At 71.0% G+C, this 20,680-nt stretch carries 19 protein-coding genes; all 19 read right to left on the bottom strand.

Features of this window, described 5'->3' with window-relative positions; genetic code table 11:
- Window positions 1-8 precede the first annotated feature (8 nt).
- Entirely contained in the window at window positions 9-1,292 is a 1,284-nt protein-coding gene (locus DX116_RS12690) for an RsmB/NOP family class I SAM-dependent RNA methyltransferase (protein ID WP_119704630.1), read from the bottom strand.
- Entirely contained in the window at window positions 1,289-2,239 is a 951-nt protein-coding gene (fmt, locus tag DX116_RS12685) for a methionyl-tRNA formyltransferase (RefSeq protein ID WP_119704629.1), read from the bottom strand. Before fmt ends, DX116_RS12690 begins: the two co-directional genes overlap by 4 nt.
- 95 nt (window positions 2,240-2,334) lie before the next feature.
- Window positions 2,335-4,332, bottom strand: coding sequence for a primosomal protein N' (locus DX116_RS12680; RefSeq protein WP_233556735.1), 1,998 nt, complete (start codon window positions 4,330-4,332; stop codon window positions 2,335-2,337).
- A 76-nt stretch (window positions 4,333-4,408) separates the two neighbouring features.
- Window positions 4,409-5,602 (bottom strand): methionine adenosyltransferase, encoded by a 1,194-nt coding sequence (metK, locus tag DX116_RS12675; protein ID WP_119704628.1) that lies wholly within the window; start codon window positions 5,600-5,602, stop codon window positions 4,409-4,411.
- A 61-nt stretch (window positions 5,603-5,663) separates the two neighbouring features.
- Window positions 5,664-6,875 (bottom strand): bifunctional phosphopantothenoylcysteine decarboxylase/phosphopantothenate--cysteine ligase CoaBC, encoded by a 1,212-nt coding sequence (coaBC, locus tag DX116_RS12670; RefSeq protein WP_119704627.1) that lies wholly within the window; start codon window positions 6,873-6,875, stop codon window positions 5,664-5,666.
- A gap of 23 nt (window positions 6,876-6,898) precedes the next feature.
- Window positions 6,899-7,204 (bottom strand): DNA-directed RNA polymerase subunit omega, encoded by a 306-nt coding sequence (gene rpoZ / locus DX116_RS12665; protein WP_119704626.1) that lies wholly within the window; start codon window positions 7,202-7,204, stop codon window positions 6,899-6,901.
- 47 nt (window positions 7,205-7,251) lie between these two features.
- Window positions 7,252-7,845, bottom strand: a complete 594-nt coding sequence (gene gmk, locus DX116_RS12660; RefSeq protein WP_199716069.1) for a guanylate kinase — start codon at window positions 7,843-7,845, stop codon at window positions 7,252-7,254.
- Window positions 7,838-8,176, bottom strand: coding sequence for an integration host factor, actinobacterial type (gene mihF / locus DX116_RS12655; protein ID WP_119704624.1), 339 nt, complete (start codon window positions 8,174-8,176; stop codon window positions 7,838-7,840). The genes gmk and mihF overlap by 8 nt, the downstream gene beginning before the upstream one ends.
- Window positions 8,177-8,210: 34 nt before the next feature.
- Entirely contained in the window at window positions 8,211-8,657 is a 447-nt protein-coding gene (locus DX116_RS12650; protein ID WP_119704623.1) for a hypothetical protein, read from the bottom strand.
- Between the two features lie 35 nt (window positions 8,658-8,692).
- Entirely contained in the window at window positions 8,693-9,508 is an 816-nt protein-coding gene (pyrF, locus tag DX116_RS12645; protein ID WP_119704622.1) for an orotidine-5'-phosphate decarboxylase, read from the bottom strand.
- A gap of 1 nt (window position 9,509) precedes the next feature.
- Entirely contained in the window at window positions 9,510-12,851 is a 3,342-nt protein-coding gene (gene carB, locus DX116_RS12640) for a carbamoyl-phosphate synthase large subunit (RefSeq protein WP_119704621.1), read from the bottom strand.
- A complete protein-coding gene (gene carA / locus DX116_RS12635; protein WP_119704620.1) occupies window positions 12,851-13,984 on the bottom strand; it encodes a glutamine-hydrolyzing carbamoyl-phosphate synthase small subunit in 1,134 nt (377 codons plus the stop codon). Before carA ends, carB begins: the two co-directional genes overlap by 1 nt.
- Window positions 13,981-15,303: a dihydroorotase gene (locus DX116_RS12630; RefSeq protein WP_119704619.1), complete on the bottom strand. Its 1,323-nt coding sequence runs from the start codon at window positions 15,301-15,303 to the stop codon at window positions 13,981-13,983. Before DX116_RS12630 ends, carA begins: the two co-directional genes overlap by 4 nt.
- Entirely contained in the window at window positions 15,300-16,265 is a 966-nt protein-coding gene (locus DX116_RS12625) for an aspartate carbamoyltransferase catalytic subunit (protein WP_199716133.1), read from the bottom strand. The genes DX116_RS12630 and DX116_RS12625 overlap by 4 nt, the downstream gene beginning before the upstream one ends.
- Window positions 16,265-16,873 carry a bifunctional pyr operon transcriptional regulator/uracil phosphoribosyltransferase PyrR gene (gene pyrR, locus DX116_RS12620; protein ID WP_119704617.1) on the bottom strand — a complete coding sequence of 203 codons (609 nt, stop codon included), beginning with the start codon at window positions 16,871-16,873 and terminating at the stop codon, window positions 16,265-16,267. The genes DX116_RS12625 and pyrR overlap by 1 nt, the downstream gene beginning before the upstream one ends.
- A gap of 148 nt (window positions 16,874-17,021) precedes the next feature.
- On the bottom strand, window positions 17,022-17,993 hold the full coding sequence (locus tag DX116_RS12615; RefSeq protein ID WP_119704616.1) for a glycine betaine ABC transporter substrate-binding protein: 972 nt from the start codon (window positions 17,991-17,993) through the stop codon (window positions 17,022-17,024).
- Between the two features lies 1 nt (window position 17,994).
- Window positions 17,995-18,786, bottom strand: coding sequence for an ABC transporter permease (locus DX116_RS12610; RefSeq protein WP_119704615.1), 792 nt, complete (start codon window positions 18,784-18,786; stop codon window positions 17,995-17,997).
- Entirely contained in the window at window positions 18,783-19,970 is a 1,188-nt protein-coding gene (locus DX116_RS12605; protein WP_119704614.1) for a betaine/proline/choline family ABC transporter ATP-binding protein, read from the bottom strand. Before DX116_RS12605 ends, DX116_RS12610 begins: the two co-directional genes overlap by 4 nt.
- The gene (locus tag DX116_RS12600; RefSeq protein WP_233556733.1) at window positions 19,963-20,613 is read right to left on the bottom strand and encodes an ABC transporter permease; all 651 of its coding nucleotides are present in this window, start codon (window positions 20,611-20,613) and stop codon (window positions 19,963-19,965) included. Before DX116_RS12600 ends, DX116_RS12605 begins: the two co-directional genes overlap by 8 nt.
- Window positions 20,614-20,680 lie beyond the last annotated feature (67 nt).

Raw genomic sequence — 20,680 nt, 5'->3', positions numbered from 1 at the left:
AGGGGAGCCTAGCGACGCCGCATCAGCGCGCAGAACATGGCGTCGGTGCCGTCGATGTGCGGCCACCACTGCTGCGTCGACACGACCTCGACGTCGTCGCGCGCCGATGTCACGGCGTCGACGACGCCGGTGGTCTCGCGCACGTGGGGCGAGCACGTGGCATAGGCCACGACTCCCCCGGGCCGGACCAGCTCGAGCGCCCGCGTGAGCAGCGCCTCCTGCAGCGGCACGAGCCCGTCGAGGTCGGCAGGTGTGCGGCGCCACCGCGACTCGGGGCGGCGGCGCAGCGCGCCGAGGCCCGTGCACGGAGCGTCGACCAGCACGCGGTCGAACGTGCCGGCCTCCCAAGGACCCTCTCGACCGTCGTGCACCGTCACGTCGACGTTGCTCAGCCGGCGCACGCCGTGACGCACCAGCTCGGCGCGGTGCTCCTGCACCTCGTTGGCCGTCAGGTGGGCGCCGCGCTCGGCCGCCAGGGCGCCCAGCAGGGCCGCCTTGCCGCCGGGACCCGCGCAGAGGTCGAGCCATCGGGCGTCCGCGCCGTCGAGGTCGGCCTCGGCCAGCGCGATCGCGACCAGCTGCGAGCCCTCGTCCTGCACGCCGGCGCGGCCGTCGCGCACCTCGGCGAGCGCCCCGGGGTCGCCGCCCTCGTCGAGGATGCGGGCGTACGGCGACAGCTTGCCCGGGGTGCCCGGAAGGCTCTCGGGCGTGCTGAGACCGGGGCGGGCCACCAGCGTCACGCGCGGCGGGACGTTGTCGGCAGCGAGCAGCTTGTCGATCTGTGCGCCGTGACCGCCGAGGGCCTGGTGCAGGGCCTCGACGATCCAGAGCGGGTGCGACGTGCGGACGGCGCGCGCCGCATGGCCGTCGAGGCCCTCGGTGACGATGGTGATCCAGCCGTCGAGGTCCTTCTGGCCGATCTTGCGCAGCAGCGCGTTGGCGAAGTGGACCGGCTTGTGCCCGATCTCGCGGCGCACGACGTCGACGGTGGTCGAGACCGCGGCGTGCGCTGGGACGCGCATGCTCAGCAGCTGGTGGGCGCCGAGCCGCAGCGCGTCGAGCACGGGGGCGTCGATCGACCCGATGCCCTTGCTGGCGACGTGGTCGATGATCGCGTCGTAGGTGCCCCGTCGGCGCAGCGTGCCGTGCACCAGCTCGGTGGCGAAGGCCGCGTCGCGTCCCTCGATGTGGTGCTCGTCGAGCATCGCGGGCAGGACGAGGTTGACGTAGGCGTCGTCGTGGCTGACCGCACGCAGGGCGTGGAAGGCGACGGACCGCACCGGATCGGTCACGCGACGGTCCCCTCCGTCGGCGCCGCAGCGTCGAAAGAGGCCCCGTCGAGCGACGTGCCGCGGCCCCAGTCGGCGGCGGCCATGCGCTTCTTGCCCACGGCCTGGACGTCACCGAGCACCAGGTCGGTCGTGGACGTGCCGACCCGCACCTCGCGCTTGCCGGCATCGATGTGCCCGGGCTCGAGGGTGCTCTCGGCGGCGATCGACGCGGGGCCGATCTTGACCCGCTCGCCCCCCAGCGTCGTCCAGGCGCCAGGGGCCGGGGTGCATCCGCGGATGTGCCGGTCGATCGCGAACGCCGGGCGGTTCCAGTCGATGCGGGCCTCGTCGGTCGACAGCTTGGGTGCGAAGGAGATGTTGTCGTCGGGCTGCGGCACCGCGGCGATGTCGCCGTCCTCGATGTGGTCGACGACATCGACGAGCAGCTTGCTGCCCCAGTCGGCGAGCCGCGCGAGCAGGTCGGCGGTGGTGTCGTCGTCGCGGATCAGCTCGGTGATGGTGCCGAGCACGGGCCCGGCGTCGAGCTCCTCGACCAGGCTGAAGACCGTCGCGCCCGTGACCTCGTCGCCGGCCATGATGGCTCGCTGCACGGGGGCTGCGCCGCGCCATGACGGCAGCACCGAGAAGTGCAGGTTGATCCAGCCGAACGGCGGGATGTCGAGGGCCTCACGCCGGATCAGGGCGCCGTACGCCACGATCGGGACGCAGTCGGGCGCCAGCTCGCGCAGGCGGGCCATGAAGTCGGCATCGGACGGCTTGGCGGGCTTGAGCACCTCGATGCCGTGGGCCTCGGCGGCCAGCGCGACCGGCGACGGCGTCACGGCGCGTCCACGACCGGCCGGCGCGTCGGGCCTGGTCACGACGGCCACGACGTCGTGGCGGCTGGCCACGAGCGCCTCGAGGGACGGGAGCGCCGTCTCGGGGGTTCCTGCGAAGACGATTCTCACCCCGCGAGTCTAGGCCGCAGCCCGTGAGCGGTGCGCCAGCGTCCACCGCGGCCGGCTCAGTGGACGCCAACGCACCGCCCCACGAGGGCGCGGGGCTAGAACGTCGGCGGGTCGACCTGGATGCGTAGGCCCGGCAGCTTCGCAGCGCTGCGCTCGGCCGCCACGGCCGCGAGCTGGGCCGCGAGCGTCGCTCCCTCGCGACGTGGTGTGCGCAGGATCAGGCGCTCGCCGGCGTCGGGTGAGCGTTGGTCGACCGGCACGGGCCCCAGCACCTCGGTGTGGGGCGTCCACGTGCGCCGGGCCAGATCGGTGAGGACGTCGTCGGGGCCGTCGACCGTCACGAGTCGCGCGGCGGGCGGCAGGTGCGTCTCGGTGCGACTCGCGAGCTCGCGGGCTGCGAAGCCGGCCGGATCGGCCCGGACCAGCGCCTGGAGCGTCTGTGGGTCGCCGATCGCGACGGCGCGGCCACCCGGCCGGGCGAGGGCGAGCGCGTTGAACCAGCGCCGGTGCGACTCCTCGTCGACCCGGACGTCCTCGCGGCCCAGCATCAACCACGTGTCGAGCAGGATCACGGCGTCGTAGCCTCCCTCGACGTGCGGCTCGGCGCCGGGCGTCGACAGCACGATGCGACGCCCGGCCGGCAGGTCGTCGAGCACCGACGAGCCGCCCGACGTGACGACCTCGCGGTCGGGGAAGGCGCGAGCGAACTCCTCGGCCGTCCGCAGGGCCCCGACCACCGGAGACCGCAGCGACGTGCCGTGGCAGTGCGGGCACTCCCACGGCGACGCCTCGCGCCCGCACCACCGGCACGCGACCGGCGCCGACGCCGACGGCTGCCCCAACGGGCCTTGGCACTCGGCGCAGCGCGCCGGCTCGCGACACGTCTGGCACGCGAGGACGTCGCGGTAGCCGCGGCGCGGCACCTGGATGAGCACCGATCCCTCCGCCGCGCGGATGGCCCTGAACGCCTGCTGCGGCAGACGGACCGGTGCGGCACCCGCGGTCGAGCCGTCGGTGACCTCGAGCTGCGGCCACGCCCGGCGACGCGCGCGCTGCTCGGCGGCCAGCTCGGTGCACCAGCCGCTCTCGACCAGCGACTGCCCCTCGGCCGTGCGGGCGTATCCGCCGATCAGCACCGCCGTCGCCTGACGGGCGGCGCGCAGCAGCAGCACCTCGCGGGCGTGCGGGTAGGGCGCACGCGGCTCGGCGAACAGGTCGTCGCCGTCGTCCCACATCACGACCAGGCCCAGGTCGGCGACGGGTGCGAGGGCCGCGGCACGGGTGCCGAGGACGACCCGGACGTCTCCACGTGCCGCTGCCAGGAACGAGCGGTAGCGTCGCTCGGCGGGCTGCGCCGCCGTGAGCGCGACGTGCCGGTCGGCGCCCAGCACGTCGGTGAACACCGCGTCCCACCGCGCGACGTCGCGCACGTCGGGGACGCAGACCACGGCTCCCCGGCCGGACGCCAGCGTCGCCAGCACCGCCTCGGCGACGAGGCGGGCCGGGTCGGCACCGGGCACCGCGGTCCACCAGGCCCGCGGGCTCTCGCCGGCCTGCAACGAGGTCACGAAGCCGAGCCCGTGGACGTACGTCTGCCAGCCGTCGAGGCTCGCGACCGAGACCGCGTCGTCGCGCCGTGGGCGCGGTGCCTTCTCGGCCCGGGCATGACGCGGCGGGATCGCGAGCCTCAGGACGTCGCCGAGCACCCCGGCGTACCGGTCGGCGACGATCCGGGCGAGGTCGAGCACCTCGGGCGTCAGCACGACCTCGGACGAGACGACCTTCGCGAGGGGTGCGAGCCGGCCGAGGTGCTCGGTGCGGTCGACGCGCTCGACGACGAAGCCGTCGACGAGTCGCCCCGCGAAGCGCACCTTGACGCGGCAGCCCGGCACCGCCTGCAGGTCGAGGTCGGCCGGCACGGCGTAGTCGAAGGGACGGTCGAGGTGGGCGAGCCCGGAGTCGACCACGACCTTCGCGACGGGACGCACGACGGCGGTCGGCCGCGATTCGGGGACGGGTTCGGCCGCGGGAACGGGCACGAGCGACAGCTGCTCGGCCGCGTCGGCCGGCCTGTCCGTCTCCCCCGTCGTCACGCTGCTGTTCTACCAGCCGCCGCCGACACGACGACGCCCCCACCCGGACGGGCAGGGGCGTCGCGAGGACGTGCGATCAGGCGCCGGCAGCGGCCTTGAGCGCCTCGGCGCGGTCGGTGGTCTCCCACACGACGCCCGGCAGCTCACGGCCGAAGTGGCCGTAGGCGGCAGTCTGGGCGTAGATCGGCTTGAGCAGGTCGAGATCGCGGATGATCGCGGCCGGACGCAGGTCGAAGACCTCGAGCACGGCGGCACGGATCGTGTCGACCGGGACCGTCTCGGTGCCGAAGGCCTCGACGTAGAAGCCGACCGGGTGCGCCTTGCCGATCGCGTAGGCGACCTGCACCTCGACCTTGCTGGCCAGCCCGGCGGCGACGATGTTCTTGGCGACCCAGCGCATCGCGTAGGCGGCCGAGCGGTCGACCTTGCTGGGGTCCTTGCCGGAGAACGCTCCGCCGCCGTGGCGCGCGTAGCCCCCGTAGGTGTCGACGATGATCTTGCGACCGGTCAGGCCCACGTCGCCCATCGGACCGCCGATGACGAACTTGCCCGTGGGGTTGACCAGCAGCCGGTAGTCGGAGATGTCGACGTCGAAATTGGCCAGGACCACGTCGACGACGTGCTTCTTGATGTCGACGGCGAGCGTGGCGTCGAGGTCGATGCCGTCCTCGTGCTGCGTCGACAGCACGACGGTGTCGACGCGGACGGGCTTGTCGTTCTCGTCGTACTCGACCGTGACCTGGGTCTTGCCGTCGGGACGCAGGTAGGGCAGCGTGCCGTCCTTGCGGACCGCGGTGAGCTGCTCGGCCAGGCGGTGCGCGATCGTGATCGGCAGCGGCATCAGCTCGGGCGTCTCGTCGCACGCGAAGCCGAACATCAGGCCCTGGTCGCCGGCACCCTGCAGGTCGAGCGGGTCGGCCGATCCCTCGGTGCGGCCCTCGAAGGCCGTGTCGACGCCCTGGGCGATGTCGGGCGACTGCGCGTCGAGGGTGATCTGCACGCCGCACGAGCCGCCGTCGAAGCCCTTGACCGACGAGTCGTAGCCGATCTCGAGCACGCGGTCGCGCGCGATCTTCGCGATGTCGGCGTAGGCCTCGGTGGTGACCTCTCCACCGACGACGATCAGACCCGTGGTGATGAAGGTCTCGCACGCCACGCGGCTCTTGGGGTCCTGCGCGAGCAGGGCGTCGAGGACGCTGTCGCTGATCTGATCGGCGATCTTGTCCGGGTGACCTTCGGTCACGGACTCGGACGTGAAGAAGCGGCTCACATTTTCTCCTGGGTTGATGTCTGTTCGAGAGTGTAACGAGCGAGATGCCGAGGGGTCTTGGTCAATCCAAGCGCTGGACGACGGCGTCCCAGATGCTGTGCGCCAGGACGCTCTTGCTCGCGGGCGGCACCTCGACGACCGTGCCGTCCGCGCCGAGCAACACGGCCTCGGTGGTGTCGAGGCCGAACACCTTGCCGTCGCTGACGTCGTTGACCACGAGCAGGTCGCAGCCCTTGCGGGCCAGCTTGGCCCGGGCGTGCTCTAGCACCGTGGCGGTCGCGTCGCCCGTCTCGGCGGCGAAGCCCACGATGACCGGCCGAGCGCCGGCGGCGCCTCGCGCCGCCACGAGCTCGACGAGGATGTCGGGGTTCTCGACCAGGCGGATCTCGGGAGTCGTGCCGTCGTCGGTCTTCTTGATCTTGGCGTCGACGTGCTCGGCGGGGCGGAAGTCGGCGGGCGCCGCGGCCATCACGACGGCGTCGGCGCCGGCGCTGGCCGCGTGCACCTGCTGGCGCAGCTCTTCGGTGCTGACGACCGGGACGACGTCGACGCCGGCCGGGACCGGCAGCTCGACGTTGGCGGCCACGACCGTGACCCGTGCGCCGCGTGAGACCGCGGCCTCGGCCAGCGCGTACCCCTGCCGTCCGGACGAGCGGTTGCCGAGGAAGCGCACGGGGTCGAGGAACTCACGGGTGCCGCCGGCGGAGACCACGACGTGGCGACCCGTCAGGTCGCGGGGCCGCGCCTCGAGCAGGTCGCGCGCGGCGGCGAAGATCGCCGCGGGGTCGGGCAGACGTCCCTTGCCGGTGTCGGCTCCCGTGAGACGACCGACCGCCGGCTCGACGACCACGTGGCCACGGGAGCGCAGGGTGGCGACGTTGGCCTGCGTCGCGGCGTTCTCCCACATCTCGGTGTGCATCGCCGGGACGAACATCACGGGGCACGTCGCGGTGAGCAGCGTGGTGGTCAGCAGGTCGTCGGCCAGGCCGTGGGCGGCCTTGGCCAGCAGGTTGGCGGTGGCTGGAGCAACCACCACGAGGTCGGCCGAGCGACCGATGCGCACGTGCGCCACCTCGTCGACGTGCTCGAAGACACCGACCTGGACGGGCTTGCCGCTCAACGCCTCCCACGTCGACGTCCCCACGAAGTGCAGGGACGACTCCGTGGGGACGACGCGGACGCTGTGACCGGACTCGGTGAACAGGCGCAGCAGCTCGGCGGCCTTGTAGGACGCGATGCCGCCGGCGACGCCGAGGACGACTTCGGTGGTCATGGACGTGACCGGGGCGGTGCGGCTCAGGCCTTCTCGGCGGCGGCAGCCGCAGCGGCGGCCTCGGCCTCGGGGTCGATGTCCTCGACGGTCAGCAGCTCGGCGTTGATCTCGCGCAGCGCGATCGACAGCGGCTTCTCCTGGACGCCGGTCTCGAGCAGCGGGCCGACGTACTCGAGCAGACCCTCGCCGAGCTGCGAGTAGTACGCGTTGATCTGGCGCGCACGCTTGGCGCTGTAGAGGACCAGCTTGTACTTGCTGTCCGCCTTCTCGAGCAGGTCGTCGAGGGGCGGGTTGGTGATGCCGATGGCGGTGGAACGTGTCGTGGACACAGAGCCTCACAGAGAGAGAAGAGTGGTGGAAAGACGCGGGCGTTCGCTCACGAACGGGCCCGGCCGGAGCCGGAACGGAACAAGTCTACCAATTCCTCGCACGCGGCCTCGACATCGGTGTTGACGATCGTGACGTCGAACTCCGACTCGGCGGCCAGCTCGGTGCGTGCCGTGCGCAGACGACGCTCGCGCTCCTCGGGCCCCTCGGTGCCGCGACCGACCAGCCGGCGCTCCAGCTCCTCGAAGCTCGGCGGCTTCAGGAAGCACATCAGGGCGTCCGGCATGGTGGTGCGGACCTGGCGCGCGCCTTGCAGGTCGATCTCGAGCAGGGCGGGCACACCGGCCGCCAGGTGCTCCTCGACCTGGGCGCGCGGGGTGCCGTACCGGGCCGCGCTGTGCACGACGGCCCACTCGAGCAGACCGTCGTCGGCGACGAGCCGGTCGAACTCCTCGTCGGAGATGAAGTGGTAGTGCACGCCGTCGACCTCGCCGGGTCGGGCCGGCCGCGTCGTGACCGACACCGAGATCCAGATGTCGGGGTGGCGCTCGCGCACGCAGGCGGCGACCGTGCCCTTGCCGACCGCGGTGGGGCCGGCGAGCACGACGAGGCGGGAGCGTCCTGCGCCTGCCGTGTCAGCCACGGTCGGACCGGTCCGACCGCTCGCCGAACTCGGCCAGCAGCGCTGCGACCTGCTTGGCGCCCAGCCCGCGCAGGCGCCGGCTCTCGGCGATGCCGATGCGCTGCATGATCTCGTGGGCGCGCACCGCGCCGACGCCTGGCATGGCCTGCAACAGGTCGACCACGCGCAGCTTGGCCACCACCTCGTCGTCGGTCGCTCGCTGCAGCACCTCGGCGAGCGACAGCTCGGACGTCTTGAGGCGGGCCTTGACGTCGGCCCGCGCCTGACGTGCCGCGGCCGCCTTCTCCAGCGCGGCGGCGCGCTGCTCGGTGGTGAGACTCGGGAGTGCCACAGGGGTCACCTCTCAGATCGGTACGGTCGCCGGGTCACTTCAGCGTGACGTCGCAGGTCTTCTGGACGTCCTCGACCACGGCCTTGCGCTGCTTGGCCGTGTCGTTGAACCGGGCATAGGCCTTCTGGATCGCCTCGACGTCGGCGTCGTCGGCCTCGGCCCGCTTCTCGGGGTCGTTGAGGCCGTCGAAGGTGATGCCGGCCTTCTTCTGCGCCTTCTGCACGCCGCGCATCGCCGTGTCGATCGTGGTCCAGTCTCGGCCGATCTTCTCGGGGTGGGTCGCCGCGATGCGACGCACCGCCCGGGCCTCCTTGGCGAAGGCGACGTCGGTCGCGGCCGAGCCGAAGCTGTTGAGGGCGCGCTGGTTGTCCTTCACGGCGGCGCAGTAGGCGCTGTCGCCGCCGCACCCGCTCAGCACGGCGGCCGCGAGCAGGGTCGTCGCGAGCGCGGCAGCGGTCTTGGTCGTCCGGTGCCTGTTCATTCGGTCTCCTCGGTCGGGCGGCCCTGGGCGGGCCCTCACGACCCTACAAGTTCGGCGTTGACGCGTGACGCGGCGTCGCGCAGGGCCGCGACGTCGGGGCCGGCGGACAGCACCCCGCGGGACGTCGACGGGATGACCTGGTCGATGACGTCGCCGAACAGCCGGCGGATGTCGTCGACGGTGCCGCCTTGGGCCCCGAACCCCGGCACCAGCAGGGGGCCGTTGATCGCGAGGTCCTCCGACGAGCTGCCGATCGTGGCTCCGACCACGGCGCCGTACGATCCCATCGGCGACGCGCCGGCGTTGAGCTCGGCCAGCTGCGCCAGCACCGAACCGGCGACCGTGCGGTCGCCGCGCACGGCGTGCTGCACGTCGGGTCCCTCGGGGTTGGAGGTCAGGGCGAGGACGAAGACTCCGGCATCGTTCTTCTCGGCCACCTCGAAGAACGGCGTCAGCGAGCCGAAGCCCAGGTACGGGCTGACGGTGATCGCGTCGGCAGCCATCGGGGCGTCGTCGTCGAGATAGGCATCGGCGTAGGCCTGCGCCGTCGACCCGATGTCGCCGCGCTTGACGTCGAGCACCACCAGCGAGCCGGTGTGGCGCAGGTCCTCGATCGTCCGTTCGAGGACCACCACTCCCCTGGCCCCGAAGCGCTCGAAGAACGCCGACTGCGGCTTGACGAACGCGACCTGTCCGGCGAACGCCTCGACACATGTTCTCGCGAAGCGGTCGAGGCCCTCGATGTCGTCCGGCAGGCCCCACTGCTCGAGCAGCGACGGGTGCGGGTCGATGCCGATGCAGGCCGGTCCGTACGCCTGCATCGCGACGTGCGCACGACTGCCGAAGCTCATGTCAGCCCCTCGCCTCGGTGACGATGCGGCCCCAGTCCTGCAGCGAGGTGACGCCGATGCTCCCCTCGATGAGCGCCTCGATGCCCTGCACCGCGGCGGCCAGGCCCTGCACCGTGGTGATGCACGGGATGCCCTCGGCGACCGCAGCCGTGCGGATCTCGTAGCCGTCGATGCGCGGGCTGCCGCCCGAGGTGACGCCGTGCGGGGTGTTGATGATCAGCTGCACGTCCTGGTCGTGGATCTTCTCGACGATCGTGCTGCGGACCTGCCCGTCGAGCGGCTCCTCGTTGAGCTTGCGGATGACCGTGGCCTTGACGCCGTTGCGCGCCAGGACGACGGCGGTGCCGCTGGTGGCCAGGATCTCGAAGCCGAGGTCGGCCAGCCGCTTGACCGGGAAGATCATGTGCCGCTTGTCGCGGTTGGCGACCGACACGAACACCTTGCCCGACGTCGGCAGGCCGTTCTGGGCGCCGGCCTGCGACTTGGCGAACGCCTGGCCGAAGCCCGCGTCGAAGCCCATGACCTCGCCCGTCGATCGCATCTCGGGGCCGAGCAGCGTGTCGACGTAGGTGCCCTCGTAGGTGCGGAAGCGGTTGAACGGCATGACCGCCTCCTTGACCGCGATCGGCGCGTTGTCGGGCAGCCGCCCGCCGTCGCCGGTCGCGGGCAGGGCGCCCGCCGCGCGCAGCTCGGCGATGGTCTCGCCCAGCATGAGCCGGGCGGCGGCCTTGGCGAGCTTGGTCGCGGTCGCCTTCGAGACGAACGGGACGGTGCGCGAGGCCCGCGGATTGGCCTCGATCACGTAGAGGATGTCGGACGACAGCGCGAACTGGATGTTGACCAGGCCCCGCACGCCGACGCCGTGGGCGATGGCCTCGGTGGCCTCGCGGATGCGCTGGATCTCGAGGTCGCCCAGCGTGATGGGCGGCAGGGCGCAGGCCGAGTCGCCCGAGTGCACGCCGGCCTCCTCGATGTGCTCCATGACGCCGCCGAGGAACAGCTCGTGGCCGTCGTAGAGCGCGTCGACGTCGATCTCGATCGCGTCGTCGAGGAACCGGTCGACCAGCACGGGCCGGTCGGGCGAGATCTCGGTGGCCCGGCCGATGTAGTCGGCGAGGGTCTCCTCGTCGTAGACGATCTCCATGCCGCGACCGCCCAGGACGTACGAGGGACGCACGAGCACGGGGTAGCCGATCTCGTCGGCGATCTCCTTGGCGTGGTCGAACGTCGTCGCCATGCCGTTCTTGGGGGCGACCAGCCCCGCCTCGGCCAGCACGCGCGCGAACGCGCCGCGCTCCTCGGCCAGCTCGATCGCCGCCGGCTGGGTGCCCACGATGGGCACACCGGCAGCCTCGAGACCCGCCGCGAGGCCGAGCGGCGTCTGGCCGCCGAGCTGCACGATGACGCCGGCCACGGGACCGGCCTGCTGCTCGGCGTGCACGATCTCGAGCACGTCCTCGAGCGTCAGCGGCTCGAAGTAGAGGCGGTCGGCGGTGTCGTAGTCGGTCGAGACGGTCTCGGGGTTGCAGTTGACCATGATGGTCTCGTAGCCGCCGAGCCCGTTGGGCGCGTCGGACAGCGCCATCGCGGCGTGCACGCACGAGTAGTCGAACTCGATGCCCTGGCCGATGCGGTTGGGCCCGCTGCCGAGGATCAGCACGGCCGGACGCGTGCGCGGCGCGACCTCGGTCTCCTCGTCGTACGACGAGTAGTGGTACGGCGTGGTGGCAGCGAACTCGGCAGCGCACGTGTCGACCGTCTTGTAGACCGGACGCACGCCGAGCGCGTGCCGTACGCCGCGGACGACGTCCTCGCTCATGCCGCGGATGCGTCCGAGCTGGACGTCGGAGAAGCCGTGGCGCTTGGCGCGGCGCAGCAGCGACGGCGACAGCTCGGGAGCGTCGATGAGGTCGACCGCGATCTCGTTGATCAGCGCCAGCTGGTCGACGAACCACGGGTCGATCTTGGTGGCGTCGAAGATCTCCTCGGGCGTCGCGCCGGCGCGGATGGCGTCCATGACCTTCTTGATGCGGCCGTCGTGCGGCACCGCGACCTGCTCGAGCAGGGTCTGCTTGTCGAGCTCGACCCAGGTCTTGCTCCAGTCGAACACCGCCTCGGGACGCTCCAGCGACCGCAGCGCCTTCTGCAGCGCCTCGGTGAAGTTGCGGCCGATCGCCATCGCCTCGCCGACCGACTTCATGTGCGTCGTCAGGGTCGGGTCGGCGGCCGGGAACTTCTCGAACGCGAACCGCGGGACCTTGACCACGACGTAGTCGAGCGTCGGCTCGAACGACGCGGGCGTCTTGGCCGTGATGTCGTTGGGGATCTCGTCGAGCGTGTAGCCGATCGCGACCTTCGCGGCGATCTTGGCGATCGGGAATCCCGTGGCCTTCGACGCCAGGGCCGAGGAGCGCGAGACGCGGGGGTTCATCTCGATGACGACGATGCGGCCGTCCTCGGGGTTGACCGCGAACTGGATGTTGCAGCCGCCCGTGTCGACGCCGACCTCGCGGATGATGCCGATCGAGATGTCGCGCAGCCGCTGGTACTCGACGTCGGTCAGGGTCATGGCCGGCGCGACCGTGATGGAGTCGCCCGTGTGGACGCCCATGGGGTCGAAGTTCTCGATCGAGCACACGATCACGACGTTGTCGGCGGTGTCGCGCATGACCTCGAGCTCGTACTCCTTCCAGCCGAGGATCGACTCCTCCAGGAGCACCTCGGTGGTCGGGCTGAGCGCCAGGCCGGAGCCGGCGATGCGGTGCAGGTCGGCCTCGTCGTACGCCAGGCCGGAGCCCGAGCCGCCCATCGTGAAGCTGGGACGGACGACGACCGGGTACCCGCCGAGTCCTTCGACGCCGTCGAGGCACTCCTGCATCGTGTGGCAGATGACGGAGTTGGCCGACTCCGCGCCCCACTCGGGCGGCAGGGTCGCGACGACCTCCTTGAAGCTCTCGCGGTTCTCGCCCTTCTGGATCGCGTCGATCGAGGCACCGATGAGCTCGACGTCGTACTTCTTGAGCACGCCCGCGTCGTGCATCTGGATCGCGGCGTTGAGAGCCGTCTGGCCGCCCAGCGTCGCGAGCAGCGCGTCGGGACGCTCCTTGGCGATGACCTTCTCGACGAACTCGGGAGTGATCGGCTCGACGTACGTCGCGTCGGCGAACTCGGGATCGGTCATGATCGTCGCCGGGTTGGAGTTGATCAGGATGACCCTGATGCCCTCCTCACGCAGCACGCGGCACGCCTGGGTGCCGGAGTAGTCGAACTCGCAGGCCTGGCCGATGACGATCGGGCCGGAGCCGATCACCAGGACGCTCTTGATGTCAGTTCTCTTGGGCATCAGGCACCTGCCTGGACGTCGGCGCCGGTCTTGTCTGTCTGCATGAGCTCCACGAATCTGTCGAAGAGGTAGGCCGCGTCGTGCGGTCCGGCCGCGGCCTCCGGGTGGTACTGGACGCTGAACGCGGGCTGGTCGAGCAGGGCGAGGCCCTCGACGACGTCGTCGTTGAGGCACACGTGGGTCACCCGCCCGGGGCCGAACGGCGTGTCGAACTGGCCCGCCAGCGGCGCATCGACGGCGAAGCCGTGGTTGTGCGCCGTGATCTCGACCTTGCCCGTCGTCAGGTCCTGCACGGGCTGGTTGATGCCGCGGTGGCCGTAGACCAGCTTGTAGGTGCCTCGGTCGAGCGCCCGGCCGAAGATCTGGTTGCCCAGGCAGATGCCGAAGTACGGGATGCCTGCGGCCAGCACCTGCTTGAGCAGGGCGACGGCGTGGTCGGCCGCGGCGGGGTCACCCGGACCGTTCGACATGAAGACGCCGTCGGGGGCGACCGCGGCGACCTCTTCGAACGTCGAGGTCGCGGGCATGACGTGCACCTCGATGCCGCGCTCGGCCATGCGGCGCGGGGTCATGCCCTTGATGCCGAGGTCGATCGCCGCGACGGTGAACCGCTTCTCGCCCACCGCCGGGACGACGTACGTCTGCTCGGTCGTGACGTCGGCGAGGAAGCTGGCGCCCTTCATCGTCGGCGCCGCGTTGACCCGTGCCAGCAGCGACTCGACGTCGGCCGACGACGAGCTGATCGCGCCCCGCATCGAGCCGCGCTCGCGGAGGTGACGGGTCAGCGCGCGGGTGTCGACGCCGGAGATGCCGACGACCCCCTGCGCCGAGAGCTCGTCGTCGAGCGAGCGGTTGGCACGCCAGCTGCTGCGCACGCGCGCGGGATCGCGCACCACGTAGCCGTCGACCCAGATGCGACGCGACTCGAAGTCTTCGTCGTTGACCCCGGTGTTGCCGATGTGAGGGGCGGTCATCGCCACGATCTGCCCCTTGTAGGAGGGGTCGGTCAAGGTCTCCTGGTACCCGGTCATGCCGGTGCTGAAGACGATCTCGCCGATCGTCTCGCCGATCGCTCCGAAGGACTCGCCGCGGAACACGCGGCCGTCCTCGAGCACGAGAACTGCTTCGGTCATGCGCTGACACCTTCCTTGGACAACGGGGTGACGAGTTCGCCGTCACGGACGGTCGGTCTGCCGCGCAGGAACGTCGCGACGACGGTGCCGGGCAGGGTCAGCCCGGCGTAGGGGGTGTTGCGCGACAACGAGGCGGTGTCGCGCGCGTCGATCGTCCGGCTCGCAGCCGGGTCGACCAGCACGATGTTGGCGGGCTCGCCCACGGCCAGCGGACGTCCCTGGTTCGTCACGCGACCGATCGAGGCGGGCCTGGTCGACATCGCCGCAGCCACCTGCTCCCACGTGAGACGGCCGGTGTCGACCATCGTCTGCTGGACCACCGACAGCGCGGTCTCGAGGCCGATCATGCCGAAGGCCGCAGCGGACCACTCGCACTCCTTGTCCTCCATGGGGTGCGGCGCGTGGTCGGTCGCGACGATGTCGATCGTCCCGTCGGCCAGGCCCTCGCGGACGGCCTCGACGTCGTCGTTGGACCGCAGGGGCGGGTTGACCTTGTAGATCGGGTCGTAGCCCCGCACGAGGTCGTCGCTCAGCAGCAGGTGGTGCGGCGTGACCTCGGCCGTCACGTCGATGCCACGGCTCTTGGCCCAGCGGACGATCTCGACCGATCCGCGCGTCGAGAGGTGGCACACGTGCAGGCGCGAGCCGACGTGCTCGGCCAGCAGGACGTCGCGGGCGATGATCGCCTCCTCGGCGACCGCCGGCCAGCCGACCAGCCCGAGCTCGCCGGACAACGGTCCCTCGTTCATCTGCGCGCCCTCGGTGAGCCGCGGCTCCTGGGCGTGCTGCGCGACGACACCGTCGAACGCCTTGACGTACTCGAGCGCACGGCGCATCAGCACGGCGTCCGAGACGCACTTGCCGTCGTCGGAGAACACCCGAACGCCCGCCGCGGAGTCGGCCATCGCGCCGAGCTCGGCCAGCTGAGAGCCCTGCAGGCCGACCGTCACGGCACCGACGGGCTGCACGTCGCAGTAGCCGCCCTCGCGTCCGAGGCGCCACACCTGCTCGACGACGCCGGCGGTGTCGGCCACGGGCTCGGTGTTGGCCATCGCGTGCACGCACGTGAAACCGCCGCGGGCCGCGGCGCGCGAGCCGGTCAGCACCGTCTCGGCGTCCTCACGGCCGGGCTCGCGCACGTGCGTGTGCAGGTCGACCAGGCCGGGCAGGGCGACGAGGCCCGTGCCGTCGATCTCGTCGTGACCGCTGACCTCGGCGGCGGCGCCCGGACCGACGGCCGTGATCACGCCGTCGGCGAACACGATGTCGACCGGATCGTTGCCGAGGAGCCGTGCTCCCCGGATGACGTAGCTGCTCATGACGTTCCTTCTTCACTTGCTTCGGGCTCGCCGGACGCGCCGCCGAGGAGGAGGTAGAGCACGGCCATGCGGACGGCGACACCGTTGGTGACCTGCTCGACGATGACCGAGCGGACGTGGTCGGCGACATCGGCCGTGATCTCCATGCCGCGGTTCATCGGACCGGGGTGCATCACGATCGCGTGCGACGGCAGGCGGCCCAGGCGGGCCGTGTCGAGGCCGTAGCGGCGCGAGTACTCCCGAGCGCTCGGGAAGTACGAGGCGTTCATGCGCTCGGCCTGCACGCGCAGCATCATCACGGCATCGGCCTTCTCGAGCGACGCGTCGAGGTCGTAGGACGTCTCGACGGGCCAGTGCTCGACCCCGACCGGAAGCAGCGTGGGCGGCGCCACCAACGTGACGTGGGCGCCGAGCGTGTGCAGCAGCAGGGCGTTGGACCTGGCCACGCGGCTGTGCAGCACGTCGCCGACGATCGTGACGTTCTTGCCCGCGAGATCGGTGCCCGTCGACTCGACGAGGTGCCGGCGCATCGTGAAGGCGTCGAGCAGCGCCTGCGTGGGGTGCTCGTGGGTGCCGTCGCCGGCGTTGATGACCGCGCCCTTGGTCCAGCGCGCCTGGGCCAGCCGGTGGGGCGCGCCCGAGGAGTGGTGCCGGATGATGACGGCGTCGGCGCCCATGGCCTGCAGCGTCAGGGCGGTGTCCTTGAGGCTCTCGCCCTTGGACACGCTCGAGCCCTTGGCGGAGAAGTTGATGACGTCCGCGCTGAGACGCTTGGCGGCGGCCTCGAACGAGATGCGGGTGCGGGTCGAGTCCTCGAAGAACAGGTTGACGACCGTGCGTCCGCGCAGGGTCGGCAGCTTCTTGATGGGGCGGCTCGCGACGCCGAGCAGCTCCTCGGCGGTGTCGAGGATGCGGATCGCGTCGGTGCGGTCGAGGTCGCCGGCGCTGAGCAGGTTGGTGATCACGACGAGACCTCCGAGCGTCCGGAGTCGGTGATCGAGACCGCGTCGCTGCCGTCGGACTCGTTCAGCCGCACCTTGACCTTCTCGACCAGCGAGGTCGGCAGGTTCTTGCCCACGAAGTCGGCGCGGATCGGCAGCTCGCGGTGCCCGCGGTCGATCAGCACCGCGAGCTGGACGGCCTTGGGGCGTCCCAGCTCGGTCAGGGCGTCGAGCGCGGCACGGATCGTGCGGCCGGAGAACAGCACGTCGTCGATCAGCACGACGACCTTGCCGTCGATGTCGTCGGGGATCTCGGTGTGCTCGAGCGCACGGGCCGGCTTGAGGCGCAGGTCGTCGCGGTACATCGTGATGTCGAGGGCGCCGGCCGTGATGGTGCGCTGCTCGACCTCGGACATCCGCTCGGCGATGCGACGCGCCAGGTGCACGCCTCGCGTGGGGATGCCCAGCAGGACCAGCCCGGCGGAATCACGGTTGCGCTCGAGGATCTCGTGCGTGATGCGGGTCAGGGCCCGGGAGATGTCGTGCTCGTCGAGGACGGTGCGAGCGGCGTCGCCGCTCTCGTGGTCGCGGGCAGTGCCAGCACGCTCGGCGTCGTCGGACGCAGACATGTCTGACCTCCTTCTCCGCCTCTCGGGACGGCCGTTAAAGGATGTCGATGGAACGCAGCCAGACTAGCAGCGGCTCAGCGGTCGTCCGGACGCGGCTCGGCGGGCCGGCGCTCCCCTGCGCGGACTGCTTGCGCGAGCATCGTCGGGGCTACTTCAGCAGGCCCTCGTCCACGAGCCAGTCTCGGGCGACGATCGCCGGGTCCTCGCCGCCGGTGTCGACCTTGGCGTTCAGCGTGAGCATGACCTCGTTGGTCAGCTTCGGGTTGAGCTGGGCGAAGATCTCCTTGAGCTCGGGGTGCTTCCTCAGCACGTCCGAGTCGATGACCTCCGTGAGGTTGTAGAGCGGGAAGAACTTCTTGTCGTCCTCCAGCACCGTCAGGTTCAGGCCCGGGATGCGGCCGTCGGTCGTGAAGACCTCACCGAAGTTGCACGAGCCCTTCGCCGTGGCCGTGTAGACGACGCCGGTGTCGAGGGTCGTGACCCTGCCGATCGCGTCCTTGCTCAGCCCGTAGGCCTCGAGCATCGGCACGAAGCCGTCGTTGCGGGCGGCGAACTCGCTCTCGACGCAGAACGTCAGCTCGTCCTTCGGCAGCTTCTGCAGGTCCGACAGCTTCGTCACGCCGAGCCTCTTCGCCGCCGATGCGCGGATCGCGAAGGCGTACGTGTTGTTCATGGGGGCCGGCTTGAGCCATGTCAGGCCGTTCTCGCGGTCGGCCTCGTCGACGGCCTTCCACTGCTGCTCCTCGCCCTTGACCGGCTTGTCGTTGCCGAGGTAGTTGATCCACCCCGTGCCCGTGTACTCCGGCGAGATGTTGGCCTCGCCGCCCGTCATGGCCGCGCGGGCTCCGAAGCTGCCCGGGATGTTGCTCAGGTTCGTCACGTCGGCGCCCGCGGCGTTGAGGATGATCGAGAGCATGTTGCCCAGGATCTGCTGCTCGGTGAAGTCCTTGGCCGCGACCGTCAGGCTGACGCCCTCGAGAGATTCGTAGTGCTTGATCTGCCCCGGATCGGCGTCCAGCACCGTCCCGCTGGCCGAGCGCAGGCCGCAGCCGGACGTCGTCGCCAGCCCGAGGACGGCGACAGTCGCGAGGACGATCGTGGTGGTGCGGCGCGCGGTCATGTCAGAGCCCCTTCGGTGCGGCGACGAGCTCGACGAGCCGCGCCAGCCAGTCGATGAACAGCGCCAGCGACGCCACCAGTATCGCCCCGACGACGAGCGTGACGTCCTGCTGCAGCTTGATGCCGGTCGTGATGAGGGTGCCGAGTCCGCCGGCACCCGTGAACGACGCAAGCGTCGCCGTGCCGACGATCAGGACGAGGGCCGTGCGGACACCGGCGACGATGACCCGCAGAGCCAGCGGTAGCTCGACGCGAAGGAGGGTCGAGAACGCCGTCATCCCCATGCCGCGGGCCGCCTCGATGAGCCGGGCGTCGACGCTGTTGAGCCCCGTCACCGTGTTCGCGACGATCGGCAGCACGCCGTAGACGGTGAGCGCGACGGCGGCGCCCCAGAATCCGATGCCGAGCAGCACGGCGCCGAGCGCGATCAGCCCGATCGCGGGCGCGGCCTGGCCGAAGCCGGCGACGGTCGTGACGGGCTTGGCGTACCGGCGCATGCGACCACGGGTCAGCAGGATGCCGAGCGGGATCGCGACGACGCACGTCAGGACCGTCGCGGTCAGGCTGAGCGCCATGTGCTGGCGCAGCAGCGTCAGCAGGGCCGACACGCTGAGCGACCGTCGTTCGGTGTCGGAGACCGAGGCCGTGTGGACGTAGACCAACGACGCCACGACGGCGGCGACGCACAGGGCCGGCTGCAGGAGCCAGCGGGCGCGCCCGGGGCGATCGACGCTGACGGTCGACGACCCGTCGGCCGGCCCGGCGACGGGATGTTCGGCGACCTCCGCCGTCATACGACCGGCTCCGCGTCGTCGGCGGCGGCGCGCAGCTCGTTCATGGCGTCCATGATCGTCTCGACCCGGACGACGCCTTGGTACGCATTGCGCCGTCCAGTGACGACCACGACCCCGTGCGAGGCGGTCAGCATCTCGTCCAGGGCGTCGTTGAGGGTCGAGGCCAGGCTGACGGTCTCCAGGTCGTGGTCGCGCTCGACGGCGCGCAGCGAGCCCGGACGCTCCAGGTCGCGCAGCGACAGCCACCGCTGGGGACGCTGCTGTGCGTCCAGCACGATGACGTGCTCGCGACCGATGGCTCGGGCGTCGGCGATGGCGGCCTGCTCGTCGCCGCCGACCTGTGCCACGGCCGCGTCGTGCAGCTCGACGTCGCGGACACGGGTCAGCGTCAGCTGCTTGAGGGCGGCCCCGTGGCCGACGAATCCGCGGACGAAGTCGTCGGCGGGGTGGCTGAGGATCCGCTCGGGGGTGTCGTACTGGACGATCTCGGAGCCGACCTGCAGGATCGCGATGCGGTCGCCGAGCTTGACGGCCTCGTCGAAGTCGTGCGTGACGAACACGATCGTCTTGTGCAGCTCCTCCTGCAGCCTCAGCAGCTCGTCCTGCAGGCGCTGCCGAGTGATGGGGTCGACCGCGCCGAAGGGCTCGTCCATCAGCAGCACCGGCGGATCCGCGGCGAGGGCCCGCGCGACGCCGATGCGCTGCTGCTGACCGCCCGACAGCTCGCGCGGGTACCGGTCGCGGTACTGGCCCGGGTCGAGGTTGACCAGCTCGAGCAGCTCGTCGACGCGATCGCTGATACGCGACTTGTCCCTTTTGAGCAGCTTCGGGACCAGTGAGATGTTGTCGGCGACCGTCATGTGCGGGAACAGCCCAGCGCCCTGGATGACGTACCCGATGTGGCGCCGCAGCTGGTCGGCGTTGCGATCGGTCACGTCGTCGTCGCCGATGAAGATGCGCCCGCTCGTGGGCTCGATCAGCCGGTTGATCATCTTCATGGTGGTGGTCTTGCCGCATCCCGAGGGTCCGACCAGCATCACGATCTCGCCGGCCGGGATCTCGAGCGTCACGTTGTCGACCGCCGCGCGCTCCTGGCCCGGATACCGCTTCGTGACGCCTTCGAGCAGGATGCGCGCACCGCCGGCGCGAGTCGACTCGGACGTGGTCGAGGTGGGTTCAGACACGGATGCCCCTAGGAGTCGTGAGCCGGGTGAAGACGTTCAGCACGACGTCGAGGATCACCGCGAGGACCAGGATCCCCAGGGTGCCCGCGACGATCGAGTTGGTCGCGTTGGCGCCTCCCGTGCGGGAGATGCCGGAGAAGATGTAGCCGCCGAGGCCGGGACCGAGCGCGTACGCCGCGATCGCGGCGATGCCCATCAGCATCTGGCCGGAGACCCGCACGCCCGTCATGACGACCGGCCAGGCCAGGGGTAGCTCGAGCCGCACGAGCCGGGTCCAGCGCCCCATGCCCATGCCCCGGGCCGACTCGACGAGCGTCTGGTCGACGCCGTTCAGACCGACGACGACGTTGCGCAGGATCGGCATGAACCCGAAGAACACGAGCGTCACGACCGACGGAAGGACGCCGATGCTGACCACGCCGACCAGGACGCCCAGCAGCGCGTAGGACGGGATCGTGAGCCCGACCGCAGTGATCGCGTTGCCGAGCGCGACGCCCCAGCCCGAGCGGTAGAGGGCGATGCCCACGACCAGCGCGAGCAGCGTCGACAGCACCAGCGTCTGCACCACCAGGCTCATGTGCTGGTAGGCCAAGAACGACAGCACCGACCACCGGTCCTGCACGAATTCGAAGAAGCTACCCACCGATCGTCCCCCTAGGCGTTCCGTCGACGGTAGTGACCAGAACACCGTCGGGCTACTCGAAAACGTC

Origin of the sequence: Aeromicrobium endophyticum (assembly GCF_003586285.1) — a bacterium.
GTDB classification, from domain to species: Bacteria; Actinomycetota; Actinomycetes; order Propionibacteriales; family Nocardioidaceae; genus Aeromicrobium; species Aeromicrobium endophyticum.
This window is presented reverse-complemented; position numbering and strand designations above follow the sequence as displayed.

What these genes read in the sequence shown, in the direction of transcription:
- coaBC (WP_119704627.1), bottom strand. Translation starts at nt 6,875, where the DNA reads ATGACCACCGAAGTCGTCCTCGGCGTCGCCGGCGGCATCGCGTCCTAC.
- DX116_RS12650 (WP_119704623.1), bottom strand. Translation starts at nt 8,657, where the DNA reads ATGAACAGGCACCGGACGACCAAGACCGCTGCCGCGCTCGCGACGACC.
- pyrF (WP_119704622.1), bottom strand. Translation starts at nt 9,508, where the DNA reads ATGAGCTTCGGCAGTCGTGCGCACGTCGCGATGCAGGCGTACGGACCG.
- carB (WP_119704621.1), bottom strand. Translation starts at nt 12,851, where the DNA reads ATGCCCAAGAGAACTGACATCAAGAGCGTCCTGGTGATCGGCTCCGGC.
- carA (WP_119704620.1), bottom strand. Translation starts at nt 13,984, where the DNA reads ATGACCGAAGCAGTTCTCGTGCTCGAGGACGGCCGCGTGTTCCGCGGC.
- DX116_RS12630 (WP_119704619.1), bottom strand. Translation starts at nt 15,303, where the DNA reads ATGAGCAGCTACGTCATCCGGGGAGCACGGCTCCTCGGCAACGATCCG.
- pyrR (WP_119704617.1), bottom strand. Translation starts at nt 16,873, where the DNA reads ATGTCTGCGTCCGACGACGCCGAGCGTGCTGGCACTGCCCGCGACCAC.
- DX116_RS12615 (WP_119704616.1), bottom strand. Translation starts at nt 17,993, where the DNA reads ATGACCGCGCGCCGCACCACCACGATCGTCCTCGCGACTGTCGCCGTC.
- DX116_RS12610 (WP_119704615.1), bottom strand. Translation starts at nt 18,786, where the DNA reads ATGACGGCGGAGGTCGCCGAACATCCCGTCGCCGGGCCGGCCGACGGG.